18 protein-coding genes are annotated in these 19,239 nt (G+C 42.0%); 7 read left to right on the top strand and 11 right to left on the bottom strand.

The genetic code is table 11. The features are described from left to right. Positions 1–9 precede the first annotated feature (9 nt). The 5 genes from kdsA (at position 10) to rodA (ending at position 4,555) form a co-directional block, all read left to right on the top strand. Positions 10–867 carry a 3-deoxy-8-phosphooctulonate synthase gene (gene kdsA, locus PTT44_RS04905; protein ID WP_005401052.1) on the top strand — a complete coding sequence of 286 codons (858 nt, stop codon included), beginning with the start codon at positions 10–12 and terminating at the stop codon, positions 865–867. Between the two features lie 60 nt (positions 868–927). Beyond that, on the top strand, positions 928–2,217 hold the full coding sequence (eno, locus tag PTT44_RS04900) for a phosphopyruvate hydratase (RefSeq protein WP_004696631.1): 1,290 nt from the start codon (positions 928–930) through the stop codon (positions 2,215–2,217). Positions 2,218–2,224: 7 nt separating this feature from the next. Then, on the top strand, positions 2,225–2,626 hold the full coding sequence (locus PTT44_RS04895) for a septum formation initiator family protein (RefSeq protein ID WP_010326966.1): 402 nt from the start codon (positions 2,225–2,227) through the stop codon (positions 2,624–2,626). After that, positions 2,586–3,305 (top strand): 2-C-methyl-D-erythritol 4-phosphate cytidylyltransferase, encoded by a 720-nt coding sequence (ispD, locus tag PTT44_RS04890; protein WP_168158818.1) that lies wholly within the window; start codon positions 2,586–2,588, stop codon positions 3,303–3,305. Before PTT44_RS04895 ends, ispD begins: the two co-directional genes overlap by 41 nt. Positions 3,306–3,418: 113 nt before the next feature. Beyond that, positions 3,419–4,555, top strand: a complete 1,137-nt coding sequence (rodA, locus tag PTT44_RS04885) for a rod shape-determining protein RodA (RefSeq protein WP_004696637.1) — start codon at positions 3,419–3,421, stop codon at positions 4,553–4,555. An 82-nt stretch (positions 4,556–4,637) separates the two neighbouring features. Here the strand turns inward: rodA and PTT44_RS04880 are convergent, their stop codons facing one another. From PTT44_RS04880 to betI, 6 genes are all read right to left on the bottom strand, one after another. Further along, the gene (locus PTT44_RS04880) at positions 4,638–5,123 is read right to left on the bottom strand and encodes a hypothetical protein (protein ID WP_168158817.1); all 486 of its coding nucleotides are present in this window, start codon (positions 5,121–5,123) and stop codon (positions 4,638–4,640) included. 56 nt (positions 5,124–5,179) lie between these two features. After that, positions 5,180–6,454, bottom strand: a complete 1,275-nt coding sequence (locus PTT44_RS04875; protein WP_168158816.1) for an MFS transporter — start codon at positions 6,452–6,454, stop codon at positions 5,180–5,182. 73 nt (positions 6,455–6,527) lie between these two features. After that, complete coding sequence (gene mqo, locus PTT44_RS04870) at positions 6,528–8,162, bottom strand: malate dehydrogenase (quinone) (protein ID WP_168158815.1); 1,635 nt, start codon at positions 8,160–8,162, stop codon at positions 6,528–6,530. Between the two features lie 497 nt (positions 8,163–8,659). Next, positions 8,660–10,324, bottom strand: coding sequence for a choline dehydrogenase (gene betA / locus PTT44_RS04865; RefSeq protein ID WP_168158814.1), 1,665 nt, complete (start codon positions 10,322–10,324; stop codon positions 8,660–8,662). Between the two features lie 120 nt (positions 10,325–10,444). Next, positions 10,445–11,917 carry a betaine-aldehyde dehydrogenase gene (betB, locus tag PTT44_RS04860; RefSeq protein ID WP_168158813.1) on the bottom strand — a complete coding sequence of 491 codons (1,473 nt, stop codon included), beginning with the start codon at positions 11,915–11,917 and terminating at the stop codon, positions 10,445–10,447. Next, complete coding sequence (betI, locus tag PTT44_RS04855) at positions 11,910–12,536, bottom strand: transcriptional regulator BetI (protein ID WP_168158812.1); 627 nt, start codon at positions 12,534–12,536, stop codon at positions 11,910–11,912. The genes betB and betI overlap by 8 nt, the downstream gene beginning before the upstream one ends. A 546-nt stretch (positions 12,537–13,082) precedes the next feature. Between betI and PTT44_RS04850 the strand changes: the two genes are divergently transcribed. Together PTT44_RS04850 and PTT44_RS04845 are read left to right on the top strand one after the other, a co-directional pair. Next, positions 13,083–15,143, top strand: coding sequence for a choline transporter (locus PTT44_RS04850; protein WP_067767122.1), 2,061 nt, complete (start codon positions 13,083–13,085; stop codon positions 15,141–15,143). A 12-nt stretch (positions 15,144–15,155) separates the two neighbouring features. Continuing rightward, positions 15,156–15,770 carry a MarC family protein gene (locus PTT44_RS04845; protein ID WP_004981851.1) on the top strand — a complete coding sequence of 205 codons (615 nt, stop codon included), beginning with the start codon at positions 15,156–15,158 and terminating at the stop codon, positions 15,768–15,770. 54 nt (positions 15,771–15,824) lie between these two features. On the opposite strand, the gene PTT44_RS04840 is transcribed toward PTT44_RS04845, so the two are convergent. Genes PTT44_RS04840 through cydP form a run of 5 tightly spaced genes read right to left on the bottom strand, consistent with a single transcriptional unit; the run spans position 15,825 to position 19,170 of the window. Continuing rightward, positions 15,825–16,127, bottom strand: coding sequence for a cyd operon YbgE family protein (locus PTT44_RS04840; protein ID WP_004696655.1), 303 nt, complete (start codon positions 16,125–16,127; stop codon positions 15,825–15,827). 3 nt (positions 16,128–16,130) lie between these two features. Next, positions 16,131–16,232 (bottom strand): cytochrome bd-I oxidase subunit CydX, encoded by a 102-nt coding sequence (gene cydX, locus PTT44_RS04835; RefSeq protein WP_002120988.1) that lies wholly within the window; start codon positions 16,230–16,232, stop codon positions 16,131–16,133. A gap of 24 nt (positions 16,233–16,256) precedes the next feature. After that, a complete protein-coding gene (gene cydB / locus PTT44_RS04830) occupies positions 16,257–17,402 on the bottom strand; it encodes a cytochrome d ubiquinol oxidase subunit II (RefSeq protein ID WP_168158811.1) in 1,146 nt (381 codons plus the stop codon). Further along, complete coding sequence (locus PTT44_RS04825; RefSeq protein ID WP_004696658.1) at positions 17,399–18,979, bottom strand: cytochrome ubiquinol oxidase subunit I; 1,581 nt, start codon at positions 18,977–18,979, stop codon at positions 17,399–17,401. Before PTT44_RS04825 ends, cydB begins: the two co-directional genes overlap by 4 nt. Next, positions 18,979–19,170 (bottom strand): cytochrome oxidase putative small subunit CydP, encoded by a 192-nt coding sequence (gene cydP, locus PTT44_RS04820; RefSeq protein WP_004696660.1) that lies wholly within the window; start codon positions 19,168–19,170, stop codon positions 18,979–18,981. The genes PTT44_RS04825 and cydP overlap by 1 nt, the downstream gene beginning before the upstream one ends. Positions 19,171–19,239 lie beyond the last annotated feature (69 nt).

Genomic DNA, 19,239 nt, shown 5'->3' with positions numbered 1-19,239 from the left:
GAAGTTTAAATGTCACAATTAAAACCACAAGAAATTGTACGTTTAGGCGATATACAAATGGCAAACCACTTGCCATTTGTACTATTCGGCGGCATGAACGTACTTGAGTCTAAAGATTTGGCTTTTGAAATTGCAGAGACCTATGTCGATATCTGCAAGCGTTTGGAGATTCCTTACGTATTTAAAGCCAGTTTTGATAAGGCCAACCGTTCAAGCTTGAACTCGTTTCGAGGACCAGGCCTAGAAAAAGGGATTGAGTGGTTAGCTGACATTAAAAAACATTTTAATGTACCCATCATTACTGATGTACATGAACCTTACCAAGCTGCCCCTGTAGCGGAAGTTGCGGATATTATTCAACTTCCTGCTTTCCTAAGTCGTCAGACTGATTTGGTTGAAGCGATGGCAAAAACTGATGCCATCATTAACATCAAAAAAGCACAATTCCTTGCACCACATGAAATGCGCCATATTTTGCATAAGTGTTTAGAGGCTGGGAATGACAAGCTCATTATTTGTGAACGTGGTTCGGCATTTGGTTACAACAATTTGGTTGTAGACATGTTGGGCTTTGACATCATGAAAGAAATGAATGTCCCTGTGTTCTTTGATGTGACCCATGCGCTTCAAACTCCGGGTGGTCGTGCGGATTCTGCGGGCGGTCGTCGTGCGCAAATCACGACACTTGCTCGCGCGGGAATGGCAACAGGTTTAGCAGGTCTATTCTTAGAAGCGCATCCAGACCCAGAAAAAGCTAAGTGTGATGGACCATGCGCATTGCGTATGTCTCAACTTGAGCCTTTCTTGGCACAGCTAAAAGAATTGGACACCTTGGTTAAAGGTTTCAAAAAGCTAGATACACACTAAATTATAAACTCATTGATGCCATCTAAAGCATCTCGTTATTAATCAACTGAGGAATTGTTCATGAGCCAAATCGTTGACATTCGTGCACGTGAAATTTTGGACTCTCGTGGTAACCCAACCATCGAAGCAGACGTAATCTTAGCATCTGGCGTAGTTGGCCGTGCATGTGCACCATCTGGTGCTTCAACTGGTTCTCGTGAAGCTTTAGAACTTCGTGATGGTGACAAAGCACGCTATTTGGGTAAAGGTGTTAAAACTGCGGTTAACAACGTAAACACGATTATCCGTGATGCTTTAGTGGGTAAATCAGTATTTGAACAAAAAGACATCGATAATACGATGATCGAACTTGATGGTACTGAAAACAAAGAAAAATTGGGTGCGAATGCAACTTTAGCTGTTTCGCTCGCTGCTGCACGTGCTGCTGCTGATGAAAAGAAAATTCCTCTTTTCCAATACATCGCAGACTTACGTGGTCAAACCATTTTGACTATGCCTGTACCAATGATGAACATCATCAATGGTGGTTCGCATGCAGACAACAACGTAGACATTCAAGAGTTTATGATTGAGCCTGTAGGCTTCACCTCATTCTCTGAAGCATTACGTGCGGGTGCTGAAATCTTCCATTCTCTAAAATCAGTTTTAAACAAAAAAGGTTTAAACACTGCTGTAGGTGATGAAGGTGGTTTTGCGCCGAACTTACGTTCAAACGAAGAAGCAATCACAGTTATTCTTGAAGCGATTGGTCAAACTGGTTACAAAGCAGGTTCTGACATTATGCTTGCGCTTGACTGTGCGTCTTCAGAATTTTACAAAAATGGTCAGTACATCCTTGCTGGTGAAGGCAATAAAGCATTCACAAGCAACCAGTTCTCTGACTATTTAGCTGGACTTGTAAACCAATATCCAATTATCTCTATTGAAGATGGTCTAGATGAGTCAGATTGGGAAGGTTGGTCTTACTTGACATCAATCCTTGGTGACAAAATCCAGTTGGTGGGTGATGACTTGTTCGTTACAAACCCGAAAATCCTTCAACGTGGTATTAATGAGAAAGTAGGTAACTCTATCTTAATTAAATACAACCAAATTGGTACGTTGACTGAAACTCTAGATGCAATCTATCTTGCGAAAGAAAATGGTTACTCTACTGTAATTTCACACCGTTCTGGCGAAACTGAAGATTCTACGATTGCTGATCTTGCGGTGGGTACTGCGGCTGGTCAAATCAAGACAGGTTCACTGTGCCGTTCTGACCGTGTAGCGAAATACAACCAATTGCTTCGTATTGAAGAATTGACAAATGCTGCTTACCGCGGTAAAGCTGAGTTTAAAGGTTTAAACTAAGCGACTGATGTCAATGTTCAATGTATTCGACTCGTTGATGAGTAAAGTACTACTAGGCCTTGCGATCATTTTGATCGCAGGGTTTCAGTATTTATACTGGTTTGGTGAGGGTGGTTATCAAGACCATTTACAACTCACACAAAAAATCCAACAACAAACTGAAATTAATAACGACTTAAAAGAACGTAATCGTGTCTTGGCGGCAGAAGTGTATGATTTGAAAAATGGTATTGAAGCCATTGAAGAGCATGCGCGCTTGGACTTGGGTTTAATCAAACCTCGAGAAACGTTTATTCAAATGAGTACCATCAGTACTCAATATAAGCCTGTTTATATTGATCCTAACGCCCAAATTGATTTGCGAACCAATGAAGACGATGAGCCTGAAACCCCTCCAGCTACCCCATAAATTGTGGGCTATTATTCCTGCTGCTGGCTCGGGTAGTCGCTTTTCTAAAACTGAACTAAAACAATATCAAATGATTGGACAAAAGACCGTACTTGAACATACGGTTTCACGTCTTAATCAATTGCCATTGCAGGGCTATGTTTTGGCGATTGGTTTAGATGATGATGTTGCTCAAAGCTTGCCTTTTACCAACATAGAAAAAGCACATTTTTGTGAAGGTGGTGCTGAGCGTGTAGACTCAGTGCTTAATGCGCTCAACTATCTTGCCACAATCGCTGATGCTGACGACTGGGTCTTTGTGCATGATGCAGCACGTCCATGTGTCACGCAGGATTGTTTAGTGAGACTGGTTGATACTGCTATTCAGTCCAATACAGGGGCGATTTTAGCTATTCCTGTTAGAGATACTTTAAAGCGTGTGGTTTTAGCGCAAGATATTCAAGAAACCATTGACCGTTCACAGCTTTGGCAGGCACAAACCCCGCAGATTGCTAAACTGGGGGTACTGAAAAAAGCAATTGAACATGCACTAGAGGCACAAGCCTTAATTACAGATGAAGCTAGTGCTTTAGAGTTTGTTGGTGAAAAGGTTCAAGTCGTACAAGGGCGCTCCGATAATATTAAAATTACCTATCCAGATGACCTTGAGCTTGCGCGCCTGATTTTGGCGGCACAATAAAAATTATTTAGATTTATTGAGCTAAAACTACAGAAATATGGGTTTGAATGATGTTATCTAAAACACTTTGAACTTATAATTTGCCCTGTCTTTAGCTCATTCAATTTACGCAAATGATACCATCACAGCAGTATCGTTTTTTACGTCAGTCTTTACGTGACGGTAGAAGCATTAAACATGACTCATCTCGCTGGGCTAAATTACATTTAGATCCATGGCTTTTATGCTTTCTGATTTTAAATGCCGTGTTGGGATTGTTGGTTATTTATAGTGCGTCAGCACAAGATATGGGCATGGTATTTCGCCAAGCCACGAGTTTTGCTGTTGGCTTCATTGTGATGATTATCTGTGCGCAAATTCCACCCAAAGTCTATCAGGCCATTAGTCCTTATTTTTTCATTTTCGCTGTGATTTTAATGGTATTGGTCTTGGTGGTGGGCGAAACCCGCATGGGAGCCAGACGTTGGATTAGTCTACCGGGTATTGGGAGTATGCAGCCTTCTGAGTTTATGAAGTTTGCCATGCCTTTGATGATGGCGTGGTACTTTGCAGGCCGCGCATTCCCGCCTAAGTTTATGCATATTGTGATTTCGTTGGGTATCATGATGTTGCCGTTTTTATTGGCGGCTTTGCAGCCCGACTTAAACTTAGGTCTCTTGATTCCTGGTGTGTGCGTCATTTTCCTCAGCGGTATCTCTTGGCGGCTCATTGCTTTGGCCTGTGGCGCATTGGCTGTTGTCGCTCCCTTACTTTGGATGTTCTTTTTGCAAGAGTACCAAAAAAAGCGAGTACTCACTTTATTTGATCCAGAGTCAGATGCATTGGGTGCGGGTTGGAATATTATCCAATCCAAGATTGCCATTGGTTCAGGTGGTTTAATGGGGAAGGGTTTTACAGAGGGCACACAGTCACATTTGGGGTATTTGCCTGAGCACCATACCGACTTCATTATGTCTACGTATGCGGAAGAGTTTGGCTTTATTGGGGTGTTCTTGCTGTTTAGTTTGTTTGCGGCCATTATCATTCGTTGTTTGATTATTGGTATGAACAGCTTTCATAATTTTGGGCGTTTATACGCGGGTGCTGTGGGCTTAACATTCTTCTTCTTTGTGTTGTTAAACTCGGGGATGGTCAGTGGGATTTTACCTGTAACAGGTGATCCATTGCCACTGATGAGTTATGGTGGAACCGCGGTGATTACCATGTTGGCCAGCATGGGTATCGTGATGTCAATTCATACTCATCGCTAAAGTCTAAAAGAATTAAGCCAGCGATATTGCTGGCTTTTTTGTGCTTAAAATAAGAAGAAAACTCTAACGGTTTTTTTGATCTTTATAAAGCACCATATTGCTGCCATGTTTCACCTGTATGCAGGCTATTATAATAGTTTTGTAGAGTATTCAAGTCATGGTATTGCGTATAGGCTAATACTAAAAGCCCAAAAATTAAAGCCGCCTTCAATAGATTTAAATGCAAGTGCTGCTGTGAAAAATAGCCTAAGCTAAGTGCGGTGAGTATGACTGAGGGAAGAATGGCAATACTTTCATACTGAGAAAGAAACATCCAATGATTGAGATAAATCAGAATTAGAATGAGTCCAATCAATCCCATGTAGTTATAGATCTTTTTATTTACAGATGCTTTAAAAACAGTAATTGTTTGAAATATTAAAATCAGACTACTGAAAAGGTATGCACTTTTTCCACCAATAATCACACTATAGATTGCATTGAATAGGCAATAAGCCAACAACATGGATAGTACGAAAGAATAGAGTTTGACATAGAGAGTGTGTGAAAAGGGGAGAATCTGTTTCATAATTTGCTCTATTGAAAACTCACATCATATTAAAAGGAGATTTGAAGCTTAACATGCTATTTGATTCTTGTGACGGTGACATGTTTTTGTTGTGTTGGAGATGGGTTGAGTAAATGTCGCGTACGAGTAGAGCTTAGACCACAGATTATTAAACACAGCGTCCCGCCAATAAGTACTGCTGGCACCACAGAAAAATAGCGCGTCATCAGGCTCATGTGTAGGGCACCGAGTTGATTACCTGAAGTCACTAAGATGCCATTTAAAGCTGCTACACGTCCTAATAGTGCTTTTGGGGGGAGTTGCTGTAATAAAGTTTGTCGAATGATCATGCTGATGCTATCAAAGGCGCCAATCAAAACAAGGAAGAAGACTGAGAGCCAAATATGGGGGGATAGTGCAAAGGCTAAAGTGCACAAAGCAATTGCAAAACTACTATAGAGCATGTTTCTCCATGCATTTTGCATCGGAGAATAACAGGTCAACATCAACATCATGATACAGGCGCCAATGGCTGGTGCTGCTCTGAGTATACCTAGGCCTTCAACGCCGAGATGTAGGATGTCGTGTGCAAAAATAGGCAGTAAGATAATGACACTACAAAAAAGCATGGCACTGAGGTCAAGTAACATACTCCAAAACATCAGTGGATGTTTAAAGATAAATAAATAGGCCTCTTTTAAGCTTTTGCTTAAATGTTGTTTATGCGTGCTAGGGAAGTCGCGAGCGCTTAATCCGAATAAGCAGATGCTACCCACGCAACACAAGAAAAAAACAATCAAGAGGGTTTTTTTAAGCCCAAGTTGGCCGAGTAAAAGTCCTGCGCATAAGGGCGCTAAAATCCCGCCCATTTGCCAAATGAGGGCAGTCCATGTGGCTGCATTGCTATAGGCTGACTCTGGGGTTAGAAAAGGGCGTAATGAATTAAAAGATGGACTGTAAATACCTCTAAGTATACCTAAGCAAAAGATGAGGCTATAAATGCCGCATAAAAGTGTATTTTGTTGAATGTGCTGTTGTTGGTATTGAGAAAAAAGAACAATAAATAATAAGGGAATTAGGGTGCTACAGCTAAAACTCCACTGCACAATTTTTTGTCGGTTATAGCGGTCAGCCCAGTCGCCACTAATAAGGGAGAGGAAAATAAAGGGAAGTAACTCAATTAAGGCAATCATGCCAAGGCTGAGTGGATTTTGAGTGAGTTGATAGACACTATAGGCAATGACGACTTCTTGAATCATGATGGCTAGAATTAAGCACAATTGATTTACACTCAGAAGTGAAAAATCACGTGAACGAAAAGCCAAAAAAGCGTCGGAATGGAAAAGCGACATAAACAGAATAGTTTCAAATATGAATTAAAAAAAGGATGGTGCAAAGTCCATCCTTTTTAGGGTTTAAAACAGATTACTGTGCTTTTGCTACCGCAACAGTTTCGTCATTTGCAGCTTTAGCCATAGGTGTATATTTCAAACCTAGGGTTGTGCTGGTGTATTGGCGAATTTGGTCAAGAAGAACAGGATTGGTGCTGAGTTCTTGTTGGTACGATTTTACAATTTCATGTAATTTCGGATTCCATTTACCTTCTACTTGTTGTGGGAATGCTTTTTCAAGCAAGCTCAACATAATATAAGGAGAAGTCGAAGCGCCTGGTGAAGCACCTAATAGGGCAGTCACAGCACCATCTTGTGATGCAAAAATCTCGGTACCAAATTGTAAGCTTGCAGGTTTGCCTGGTTCTTTCTTAATGATTTGTACACGTTGACCACCTTGATTCATACGCCAGTCTTCTGGTTTTGCATCAGGGTAGTATTTTTTCAATTCATTAAAACGGTCGGCATCGGTCATCATGACTTGGCTAACTAAGTATTTCACCAAATCAAGATTTTCCATACCAACAGCAGTCATTGGTAAAACGTTGTTCTTCGTGGTTGATTTCAATAAATCAAGCTGAGAACCTTGTTTTAAGAACTTGTTTGAATAAGTCGCAAATGGACCAAATAATACATATTTTTTACCGTCGATATAACGTGTATCAATATGTGGAACAGACATTGGAGGCGCGCCTAATTCAGCACGACCATAAACTTTTGCAGTATGACCTTCAGTGACTTTCGGGTTGTCGGTCATTAAGAACACGCCACCTACAGGGAAGCCAGCATATTGCTTCGCTTCTGGTAAGCCTGTCATTTGTAAAAGCTTAACCGCTGCACCGCCTGCACCAATAAAGACAAAGCGCGTTTTCACGTGATCTGTTTTACCTGTGGTGAGGTTTTTAAATGCAACCGTCCAAGTTTTATCATCGTTTTGGCTAATGCCAGTCACTTCAGTCGATGTTTGTAGTTTGAAGTTAGATTGTTTTTTAAGGTGATCGACCAATTGAGTGGTGATCGAACCATAGTTCACATCCGAACCTACATCCATGCGTGTTGCAGCTACTTTCTGTGCAGCATCGCGGCCATTCATTACCAATGGTGCCCATTGTTTAATTTCAGCAGGATTCTCAGAGAATTTCATGCCATAGAACATTGGGTTTTTAACCATTGCAGCATAACGTTTTTCGAGGAAATTCACGTTATCGCCCCAAACGAAGGCAATGTGCGGTACAGGGTTGATAAAGCTATTTGGTTGACCCAAAACGCCTTCTTTCACCTGATAAGACCAGAACTGTTTTGCAACTTCAAATTGTTCCGCAACGTTCACAGCTTTAGAAATGTCCATTTTTCCATCTTTTTCAGAGGTATAGTTCATTTCCATAAAGCCAGAGTGGCCTGTGCCAGCATTGTTGAAGCCGTTTGAGCTTTCTTGTGCAACATTGTCTAGGCGTTCATACATGCGAATTTGCCAGTTTGGCTCAAGCTCGCTTAGATATGTGCCTAAAGTTGCACTCATGATCCCACCGCCGACTAAGACTGCGTCAACAACAGGCTCATTGCTGGTGGTTTGGATTTTTTTAGACGTGACGGGTCTAAATAAGAAAATTACGACTGCAATAATAAGCAGTACGATTAATACCAAAAGGTATTTTAAGAATTTGTTCATGCGATTATGACCTTGGGGAGCAGGTTTTGGATCGCTTTATAGCGAAAAGAATAAAAAAATAAGAAGAATGATAGAGCTGCTTATAAATGACCAGCTTGGTATAGTTGAAGTAATACTTAAAAGCTGAAAAGCGCACAAAAATATAAGTTTTGAGCCTATCACACAGTCCTGATTTATGAATATTTTAGACTAAATATGTATTGACTTAGTAATTTTTATTGTAAATGGGTTGGGTTGAACTATAAATATGAGTGATGTGTAAGATTAATCATTGTTTTTATTGGTGTTTATTCTTGTTAAGATTTGATAATTAAGATATTGATGTTGAATATATATACAGGCATTCAATATTTTAAAAGCTAAAATGAATAAATTGGATACTAATAGAAATAGCATTATGTATACAAAACGCAGCATGGTTGTTTAAGAAAAAATGAATAATCACCTGACCTTATTATTTTAAAGATAATTAAAGTCAGGTGCTGAGCTATTAAAACTTATTCAGTTTCAGCTTGATAAAAAGGTGCATGAGAGCGAGGTAGGGCTGTGCGGCCACGGATTTGATCCGCGATTTTTTCAGCCATCATAATGGTGGTTGCATTTAAGTTACCCGTGATAATCAGCGGCATAATTGATGCATCCACCACACGTAAACTTTGCAGGCCATGCACGCGACCTTGCCCATCAACTACCGCCATATCATCTTCACCCATTTTACAACTACAGGATGGATGATAAGCCGTTTCGGCGTGATTACGTACAAATTCGTCTAATTCAGCATCGCTACTCACATCTTTTCCGGGACTGATTTCTTCGCCACGGTAAGGATCAAGCGCAGGTTGCTGCATGATTTGGCGGGTGATTCGAATCGCGTCACGAAATTCCTGCCAGTCTTGTTCTGTCGACATGTAGTTAAATAAAATACTTGGATGGTCGAAAGGGTTTTTAGATGTCACCTGTACTCGACCGCGTGAAGGTGAGCGCATCGAACCGACATGGGCTTGGAATCCATGCTCTTTGACGGCATTACTGCCATTATAGTTAATTGCAACAGGCAAGAAGTGGTATTGAATATTTGGCCAAGCAAACTCTTTGGATGATCGAATAAAGCCACCTGCTTCAAACTGGTTGCTTGCTCCAATCCCTGTTCCGTTAAACAACCACTCTGCACCAATTGCAGGTTGATTTTGCCATTTTAAAGCAGGGTAGAGAGAAACAGGTTGCTTACACTTATATTGTAAGTACATTTCTAAATGGTCTTGCAGGTTTTCACCGACACCCGGTAAGTCATGCACGACTGGAATGTCGAGGGATTGAAGTAAGGTGCTTGAACCCACACCTGAACGTTGCAAAATTTGCGGTGATGCTATCGCCCCTGCACAAAGTAAAACTTCCTTATCGGCATAGACCTGAAGCAAGTTGTTTTGATTAGCACCTTGAATATATTCAACACCAATCGCTTGTTTGCCACTAAACAAAATTTGATTGGTCATGGCGTGGGTGATAATGGTTAGATTCGCTCGGCCTTTGGCCATATCTAAATAGCCACGTGCTGTGCTTGAGCGTCGCCCATTAGGGGTTACGGTTCGATTCATTGGGCCGAAACCTTCTTGTTGATAACCATTTAAGTCATCAGTGCGTGGATAGCCTGCTTGCACACCCGCTTCAACCATGGCGTGGAATAACACGTTATTGTCTGCTTTAGGTGTGGCGACACAAACAGGGCCAGCATCGCCATGATAGTCATTGCCACCAATATCACGGGTTTCAGCTTTTTTGTAATAAGGCAGACAGTCCGCATAGCTCCAGTCTTTAAGGCCTTTCAAGCTGGCCCATTGTTCTAAATCCATGGCATTTCCACGGATATAGCACATGCCATTAATTAGGGATGAGCCGCCTAAGCCTTTGCCGCGACCACATTCCATGCGGCGGTTATTCATATGAGGTTCTGGGTCGGTTAAATACGCCCAGTTATAACGACGACCTTGCAAGGGATAGGCTAAGGCAGCAGGCATCTGGGTACGGAAGTCGAGACGATAATCAGGACCACCTGCTTCGAGTAACAGTACCGAAACATCGGGGTCTTCTGTTAAACGAGCAGCCAGTACGTTACCCGCAGAACCTGCACCAATAATAATATAATCGTAGTGTTGAGAATGCATAATGATCCTTTTTCTATGGCAGGGCCACGTTGCATGAGAACGTGGCCACATGTTGAGTTGAGGATGAAAAAAAGAATAAATAAAAAGGAAGTAAGGATTTAGATAGTTAAAATTCAGACTTTAAAAAATACTTTGGTATTCACCCAGTTCAACTTGAACCGATTTGATACGGGTATAGTGTTCAAGTGTGGTGATGCCATTTTCACGTCCGACTCCTGACTGTTTATAACCCCCTACAGGCATTTCAGCAGGGGATTCGCCCCATGTATTGATCCAGCAAATCCCTGCCTCAAGCTGATGAATAATGCGATGCGCTTGGGAAATATCTTGTGTTACCACACCCGCAGCTAAACCATAACTGGTGTTGTTGGCACGTTGAATAGCTTCTTCAATACTGTCATAGCTTAAAATGCTCATGACCGGACCAAAGATTTCATCTTGCACAATGTGCATGTCGTCATGACAGTCGGTGAACACGGTCGGTAATACATATGCGCCCTGAGCAAGCGCTGCTTCAGTGGCACGTTGTCCACCAGTCAATAAGGTCGCACCTTGTTGTTTGCCCGACTCAATATAAGACAAGACTTTTTCCATATGCGGAAAGCTGACTAAAGGTCCAAAGTTGGTTTCAGCCTGCATAGGGTCACCTATACGGATACGTTTGACACGTTCAATCACAGCCTGTTCAAATGCAGATTTCAAATTTTTAGGGACAAAAACGCGTGTCCCATTGGTACACACTTGGCCTGAACTAAAGAAGTTTGCCATCACTGCAATATCGGCTGCGTGGTCAAGGTCGGCATCAGCACAAATAATCAGAGGGGATTTACCGCCAAGTTCCATGGTGACTTCTTTGAGACTAGAAGCCGCAGCACTCGCCATGACCTTTTTACCCGTTGCCACACCACCTGTGAACGAAATTTTTTGAATGTCGGGGTGTTCAGTCAACCATTGACCCACGTCAGCACCAAAACCTTGTACCACGTTGAAAACACCAGCAGGTACGCCTGCTTCATTATAGATCTCTGCTAACTTTAAGGCGGTAAGAGGGGTCACTTCGCTGGGTTTAAAAATCATGGCATTCCCAGCAGCGAGGGCAGGAGCTGATTTCCAAAGTGCAATTTGGATTGGATAATTCCAAGCGCCAATCCCTGCCACTACGCCTAAAGGTTCACGGCGCGTGTAGAAAAAACTACTTTCACGTAGTGGCACTTGTTCACCTTGAATGGCAGTTGCAAGTCCTGCGTAGTATTCTAAAACGTCTGCACCAGTGACAATGTCCACAGTAGAAGTTTCACTAAATGCTTTACCTGTATCGAGTGTTTCTAGGCGTGCTAACTCATCATTACGTGCACGTAAAATATCGACTGCTCGACGTAAAATACGGGCACGTTCGATTGCCGTCTTGGCAGCCCATTCACGCTGCCCTTGTACAGCACTTTGCACGGCTGTATCGACATCAGCTTTGGATGCTTGTTGAATGGTAGCAATGACTTCACCTGTAGCAGGGTTGATACTGTCAAAGGTTTGACCACTGGTGGCATTGAAATATTGTCCGTGAATATAAAGCGAGTGAAGCTGTACATCATTCATTTTGTTGTTCCTGCCGTATCTGTTGAATTAAGCGAAGTTGCATATCGACATAGTCGTATGCAATAGAACGTGCCAAATCACGATCAAATGCTTGATGACCACTTAAACTTCCACGTAACCATAATCCATCAATCAGTGCTGCTAGCCCTTTAGCGGCTTGGCTTGCCTGTGACTTCGGCATGAGCTGCAAGAAATAAAACTTCAAATTTGAATAAAGACGTTGGTCATTAATTCGTTGCAGTTGACCTAAGTCGGGTAGGTGCATACTGGCAGACCAAAAATCGAGCCAAACCCGCATAGCAGTGTTGTTGACCTGACTGATGTCAAAGTTTGCATCAATAATGGCTTTGAGCGAATGTTCTGGACTGGGCTGCACCACCTTTGCTTTATAGCTCGCCGTGGTCTCGGCTAAGACATTCAGCATTTGACGCATGCAACTGTGAATGAGGCCTTGTTTATCACCGAAATAATGACTCACAATGCCCGTAGAAAGCTGTGCTTTTTTCGCAATTTGAGCAATGGTGGTGTTGGATAAGCCCACCTCATAAATGACTGCATAGGCAGCATTAATGATTTCTTCACGACGCTCATGCTCAGGTTTTACTCTACGTTTATTCATGACAATCCAGAACAATTTTCCTTAAATTTAAAGACGTTAGATTCAATAACTTACATGGAAAGCATCATAGCATTTTTTTATGATACTTTTTATTGATTGAACGTTCAATCAATAAAAAGTACACTTATGGTTAAATTCGAAGCAAAATACTGCTAAATTGCTTTGAGTATTCGAAATAACTTTTTATTTATCAAAAGGATGTGCCATAAGGGTTTAATTGCAGAACATCATTCAGAAAAGTGAGCTGATGAGCTATAGGCTTACGGTTTTATACTTTTTTCGAGTTGAGAAAGCTCTTATAGTCATGTTGAAGGGAGATATGTGTAAGATTTCTATCAAAATATCGATGAACAAGGGTGGCTCACATTTTAAAACTGTGTAGCAAATGCACCGCATAAATGATTTAAACCTTCAGGTTTAAAGAAGATAGCGTTTTTATTTCTGATAAAAATACTGTCGTTTTCGTTAGTCGATTTTTAAGCTCTCGACCACGAGAAGTTTAAAAATTGGCTTTTGTCTTTTTTTATTTACTTTCTTGAGGATTGTATGGCGACAGATAATCCAAGAGCAGTTGATGATCAAACATTAGCGCCTAAAGACCGTTTAAATGGTGTGGTCTTTTATATTTCAGCTCTCATTATTTTAATTTTTTCTATTACCACCATTTTGTTTAATGACTTTGCCAATCGAACCTTAAATACAGTCTTGGCGTGGGTGAGTTCAACTTTTAGTTGGTATTACTTACTCGCAGCGACTTTGTATATGGTCTTTGTCATTTTTATTGCCTGTTCTCGCTACGGCAACATCAAATTAGGCCCCAAACATTCCAAACCTGAATTTAGTCTTTTAAGTTGGTCTGCAATGTTGTTCTCAGCTGGGATCGGCATCGATTTAATGTTCTTCTCGGTGGCGGAACCTTTATCCCACTATATGCATCCACCTGTGGGTGAGGGGCAGACCTTAGAAGCTGCACGTCAAGGCATGGTGTGGACGCTATTTCACTATGGTCTAACTGGATGGTGTATGTATGCCTTGATTGGCATGGCATTAGGGTATTTTAGTTATCGCTATAACTTACCACTGACCATTCGCTCTGCTTTATATCCGATCTTTGGCAATAAGATTCATGGGCCGATCGGTCATAGTGTTGATACCGCTGCGGTCATCGGGACTATTTTTGGTATTGCCACGACCTGCGGGATCGGGGTAGTACAGCTGAACTATGGCTTACATGTGTTGTTCGATTTACCTGAAAACCTCTGGATGCAAACCGCATTAATTGTGGTTGCGGTGGCAATGACCATTATTTCAGTGACTTCAGGGGTGAATAAGGGACTGCGAGTTCTCTCCGAGATCAATATTTATGTTTCTGTCGGGTTGATGCTGTTTATTTTGTTTTTAGGCAATACCGAATTTTTACTGAATGCTTTTGTGCAAAATATTGGGGACTACATTAACCGTTTTCCAAGTATGACTTTGGAAAGTTTTGCCTTTCAACAACCCAAAGAATGGATGAACAGTTGGACATTGTTCTTTTGGGCATGGTGGGTGGCTTGGTCACCATTTGTAGGTTTGTTTTTAGCACGGATTTCACGTGGTCGAACCATTCGTGAATTTGTTAGCGGAACGCTCATTATTCCTTTATTTTTCACACTCACGTGGTTATCAATATTTGGAAATAGTGCACTACATAGTGTGATTTTTGATGGTAATTTGGCCCTTGCACAAAGTGTCATTGCAAATCCTGCGCATGGTTTTTATGACTTGCTAGCACAGTATCCATGGTTTCCGTTTATTGCAGGTGTAGCCACAATTACGGGCTTATTGTTTTATGTGACCTCAGCGGACTCTGGTGCACTGGTATTGGGTAATTTCACCACTCAATTTACCAATGTCGATCATGATGCACCGCGATGGTTGAGTGTATTCTGGGCCATAGCCATTGGTTTGTTGACCCTTGCAATGTTGATGGCTAACGGGATTACGGCACTACAAAATGCCACGATTATTATGGGGTTGCCGTTTAGTTTTGTGATGTTCTTGGTCATGGCAGGTTTGTATAAATCACTGCGGTTAGAAGACTACCGACAAGCCAGTAGCAGTTTAAATGCTGCACCCGTGGTGGGCAATGTCGACATCCTCAACTGGAAAAAGCGTTTGTCCCGAGTCATGCACCATCCAGGAACAACTGATACTCGGCGTATGCTCGATGACATCTGCCGACCGGCTGTGATGGCGGTTGCAGAGGAAATGCAAAAACGAGGTATCGACATCAGTGTTCAAGAGAGTGCGCTAGAAGAAGATCCTAATCTGTATCATTTAGATTTGATGATACATTTGGAAGAAGAACAAAACTTTGTCTATCAAATTTGGCCAGTACGTTATATCGCGCCGACCTTTAGTGAGCGTGGCAAACTAGGTAAACGCTTCTACTACCGTCTTGAAACTTATTTGTATGAAGGTTCTCAAGGCAACGACCTTGTTGGTTATACCAAAGAGCAAGTGATTAATGATGTGCTGGATCGTTATGAACGTCACATGACCTTCTTACATATCAATCGAATCAGTCCAGGGAATCGTCCCTTATTTCCAGACCCTCAAGGATAATTAGGAGGAACCATGTTGACCTCATATTTACATGCTTTTGCTTTGTTTTTCTCATTGCTGAATCCGTTTTTAATGAGTATTTACATGATTGGCATGATTCGGAACTCCGAAGCTAAAGTGTTTAATAAGGCCTTGATTCAGGGCTGTCTCATTGCCTTTATAGTATTTATGCTGTTTGCATGGGGCGGAGAAGCGATTTTTAGTAAATATTTAAATGTACGCTTTGAAGCCTTTCAAATATTTGGTGGTCTGATCTTCTTGGTGATTGGTTATCGTTACGTGTTTCAGGGGGCAGATACCATTGGTGAAATGCGTGGTGCGCCTGAGCATTTGGCAGGAACCATTGCCATGCCTTTTATGATTGGCCCAGGAACCATCAGTGCTGCTGTGGTGACAGGTATGGCACTGCCAATCAGCGGCGCAGCCATGATTATTTTCCTGACTTTGGCGTTGACCTGTGGTTTGATGATTTTAATGAAATTTGCGCATGACCATTTGCGTTATAAGCATGCCAAATATATTGACCGTTATGTTGATATTGTCGGGCGACTGTCGGCCTTACTGATTGGAACGATTGCGGTAGATATGATTATTAATGGCATTATTGGTGTCATGGCTGAAATGTAGAATCCAAGAAAAACGAACTATAAAAAAGCCCTCAGTCAATGAGGGCTTTTTTATTTAACTGAAGAACCAGGTGTAATAACCCCAGATCATCAGTGGCCACGATAGAAACGGGCTAAATAGCCATTTCCAAATCCAGTGGCGTGGCACGAACCCGACGCCGTGGATAAAGCCACCTGAGATACCAATCATGATATACATCAGTGCACTATGGCTATAGTGACCATTGTCATCCAACATAGCAGCAGGATGCACTAACAACACCGCTGCAAGTGGAAAGGCCAATAGGCAGGAAATTAGCATCGCAAATTTGTTCGGCTTTTTATCTACAGTTTGGTTTTCCATAGCAACGTCTGTCATGGTTTATTCCTCATCAAGGTCTTGATGATGTTCGATATACAAAGCACTGAGTACACCTGCAAAGCAAGCCATCAAAATGCCGAGAATCCATGCAAAATACCACATAATTTGATCTCCTTAGACACAGCCTTAGTAAAGGCTGTGTGAATTCTCTTTAATGTGTGTGTTGGTAATAACACCCCACATTTTGTAGTAACACCAAGTGGTATAGCACAAAATGAGTGGGACAAAGATACATGCTGCAACTGTCATTACAGTTAACGTCGTTTTACTTGAAACTGCATCCCACATGGTCAAGCTTGCAACAGGTTGAATGCTTGATGGCATTAAGAATGGGAACAGCGCAAAACCAGCAGTTAAAATTGCACCCACGACCGCTAAACTCGAACCTAAGAAGCTAAAGCCCGCTTTGTTTTTGCCTGCTGCAAGCACCACAATTAAACCACCTAAGATACCAGCGATAGGCGCAATCATGGTAATTGGGTAAGTCGAGTAGTTGTTCATCCAGCCATGGTTGGCATTGGTCAACACTTCTTTTGCCAATGGGTTAGCAACACCGTTGGTGTCAAATGGAGTGACTAAGGTATAACCTTCGATTCCACCAAAGTACAACCAAGCACCAGCACCTAAGAAACAGATGAGGTAAACAATGCCCATAAGTTTCGTTGCTTGAGCTGAGCGTCTGCGTAAGTCACCATTGGTACGAAGCATGAGCCATGCACCGCCGTGTGCACATAGCATTGATAAGCTAACGAGACCGCAGACTAAAGCAAATGGGTTGAGTAGGGCAAAGAAGCTCCCTGTATAAGTTGAACGGACGGTATCATCTAAGCTAAATGGCACGCCTAAGAACATGTTCCCAAACGCCACACCGAAGACCAGTGCAGGCACAGCACCACCCACGGCTAAACCCCAGTCCCATGACGTACGCCATTTGGTATTTTGCAGTTTAGAGCGGTAGTCAAAACCTACAGGTCGTAAGAATAGGGCAAACAGTACCAACAGTAGCGCCCAATACATGCCTGAGAATGCTGTTGCATAAACCATTGGCCATGCGGCAAACAATGCACCGCCAGCAGTAATGAACCAAACTTGGTTACCATCCCAGTGCGGAGCGATGGTATTGATGGCCGCACGGCGTTCTTCATCTGTTTTGCCCACAAATGGCATGATCGCCATAGAGCCCATATCGAAGCCATCGGTGAGGGCAAAGCCAATCAGCAAGACGCCGACTAAAACCCACCAAATGATTTTGAGTAATTCATATTCGATCATGCTTGAGTCTCCTCATTACGAGCTGCTTCAAGTTTTTCAAAATGGTATTTACCAGTGTGAAGCGAACTTGGACCAAGACGTGAGAATTTGATCATTAAATACATTTCAATAATCAAAAGAACGGTATAGAACGCAGCTAAAGCAGCGATAGAACCCCATACATCACCTGTGCTTAAGCTCGATGCTGACAAGTGTGTAGGTAGAACTTCACCAATCGTCCACGGCTGACGACCTACTTCAGCAACATACCAACCTGTTTGTGCAGCAATCCATGGCAGAGGCAGAGCGAAAAGTGCGAACTTCAGTAACCATGGTTTGTTTTCTGCATTGCGTTTTGCCACAGCAAAGGTTGCTAGAGCAAATAACAACAGCATAAGGAAACCAGATACAACCATGGCACGGAATGCCCAGAATAAGCTTGGTACGTGCGGAATCGTGTCTTTTGCAGCAGATTTGATTTGATCTTCAGATGCATCAACTACATTTGGTGTGTATTTCTTCAGCAGTAAGCCATAACCCAAGTCTTTTTGAGTTTCAGCAAAGGCAGCTTTTAGCTCTGGAGAAGTATCACCTGCGCGTAGTTTTTCCAGTTGTGAGTAAGCCACCATACCGTTACGAATACGATCTTCGTGCTGTACGATCAAATCTTTAATACCAGTCACTTCTTTGTCTAAAGAACGTGTTGCAATAAGACCCATCACATATGGAATTTTCACTGCATAATCTGTAGTCATGGTTTCTTTATTTGGAATACCAAACAAAGTAAAGGGTGCAGGTGCAGGGTGAGTATCCCATTCTGCTTCAATGGCCGCGAGTTTAGTTTTTTGAACATCACCCAGTTCATAACCTGACTCATCGCCCAGTAAAATCACTGAAAGTGTTGAAGCTAAACCAAAAATTGCGGCAATGGCAAATGAACGACGCGCAAACGGAATATCGCGTTTTTTCAGTAAGTAGTAGCTTGAAATAGCAAGGACGAAAATAGCACCTGTCACATAACCCGCAGACACGGTATGTACAAATTTTACCTGTGCAACTGGGTTAAAAATGAGAGCACCAAAATCTACCAGTTCCATGCGCATGGTTTCATAGTTAAAGACAGAACCGACAGGGTTTTGCATCCAACCATTTGCAACCAAAATCCATAAGGCAGACATATTAGAACCGAGTGCAACCAGCCATGTCACACATAAGTGCTGCACTTTGGATAAGCGATCCCATCCAAAGAAGAACAGACCGATGAATGTCGATTCTAAGAAGAATGCCATTAATCCTTCAATGGCTAATGGAGCACCGAAAATATCCCCCACATAGTGTGAGTAATATGCCCAGTTAGTCCCGAACTGGAACTCCATGGTTAAGCCAGTAGTGACCCCTAAAGCGAAGTTAATACCGAAGAGTTTCCCCCAAAACTTGGTCATGTCTTTATAAATTTCTTTACCTGAAATCACATAGGTGGTTTCCATAATGGCAAGAATAAAGGCAAGCCCCAGTGTAAGTGGAACAAAAATAAAGTGATACATCGCGGTCATAGCGAACTGGAACCGCGAAAGATCGACCACGCTTTCAGATATCATCAACGTGTCTCCTTGATTGGGGATGGATTGCCTGCAATACGCTCAGCAACTTGATTGTCAAAATTTTTAGGAATAGTCGGGGCGTCAAACCAGATGTTCTTAATAACCATTAAAATAATCACCTTAATGATTAAAATGGCCACAATCTCTCTGGTGACTTTTTGATTGAGATTTTTGGGGACTAAGCTCATTTCACAAAGCCTATTTTTTAACTTGCTATATATTATTAAACAAAAACATACAAAAGATAAATAGTCTTT

Origin of the sequence: Acinetobacter sp. Gutcm_16 (genome assembly GCF_028649355.1) — a bacterium.
Taxonomy (GTDB): domain Bacteria; phylum Pseudomonadota; class Gammaproteobacteria; order Pseudomonadales; family Moraxellaceae; genus Acinetobacter; species Acinetobacter johnsonii.
The sequence above is the reverse complement of the archived record's forward strand: the minus strand, read 5'-3'. Positions and strand labels throughout refer to the sequence as shown.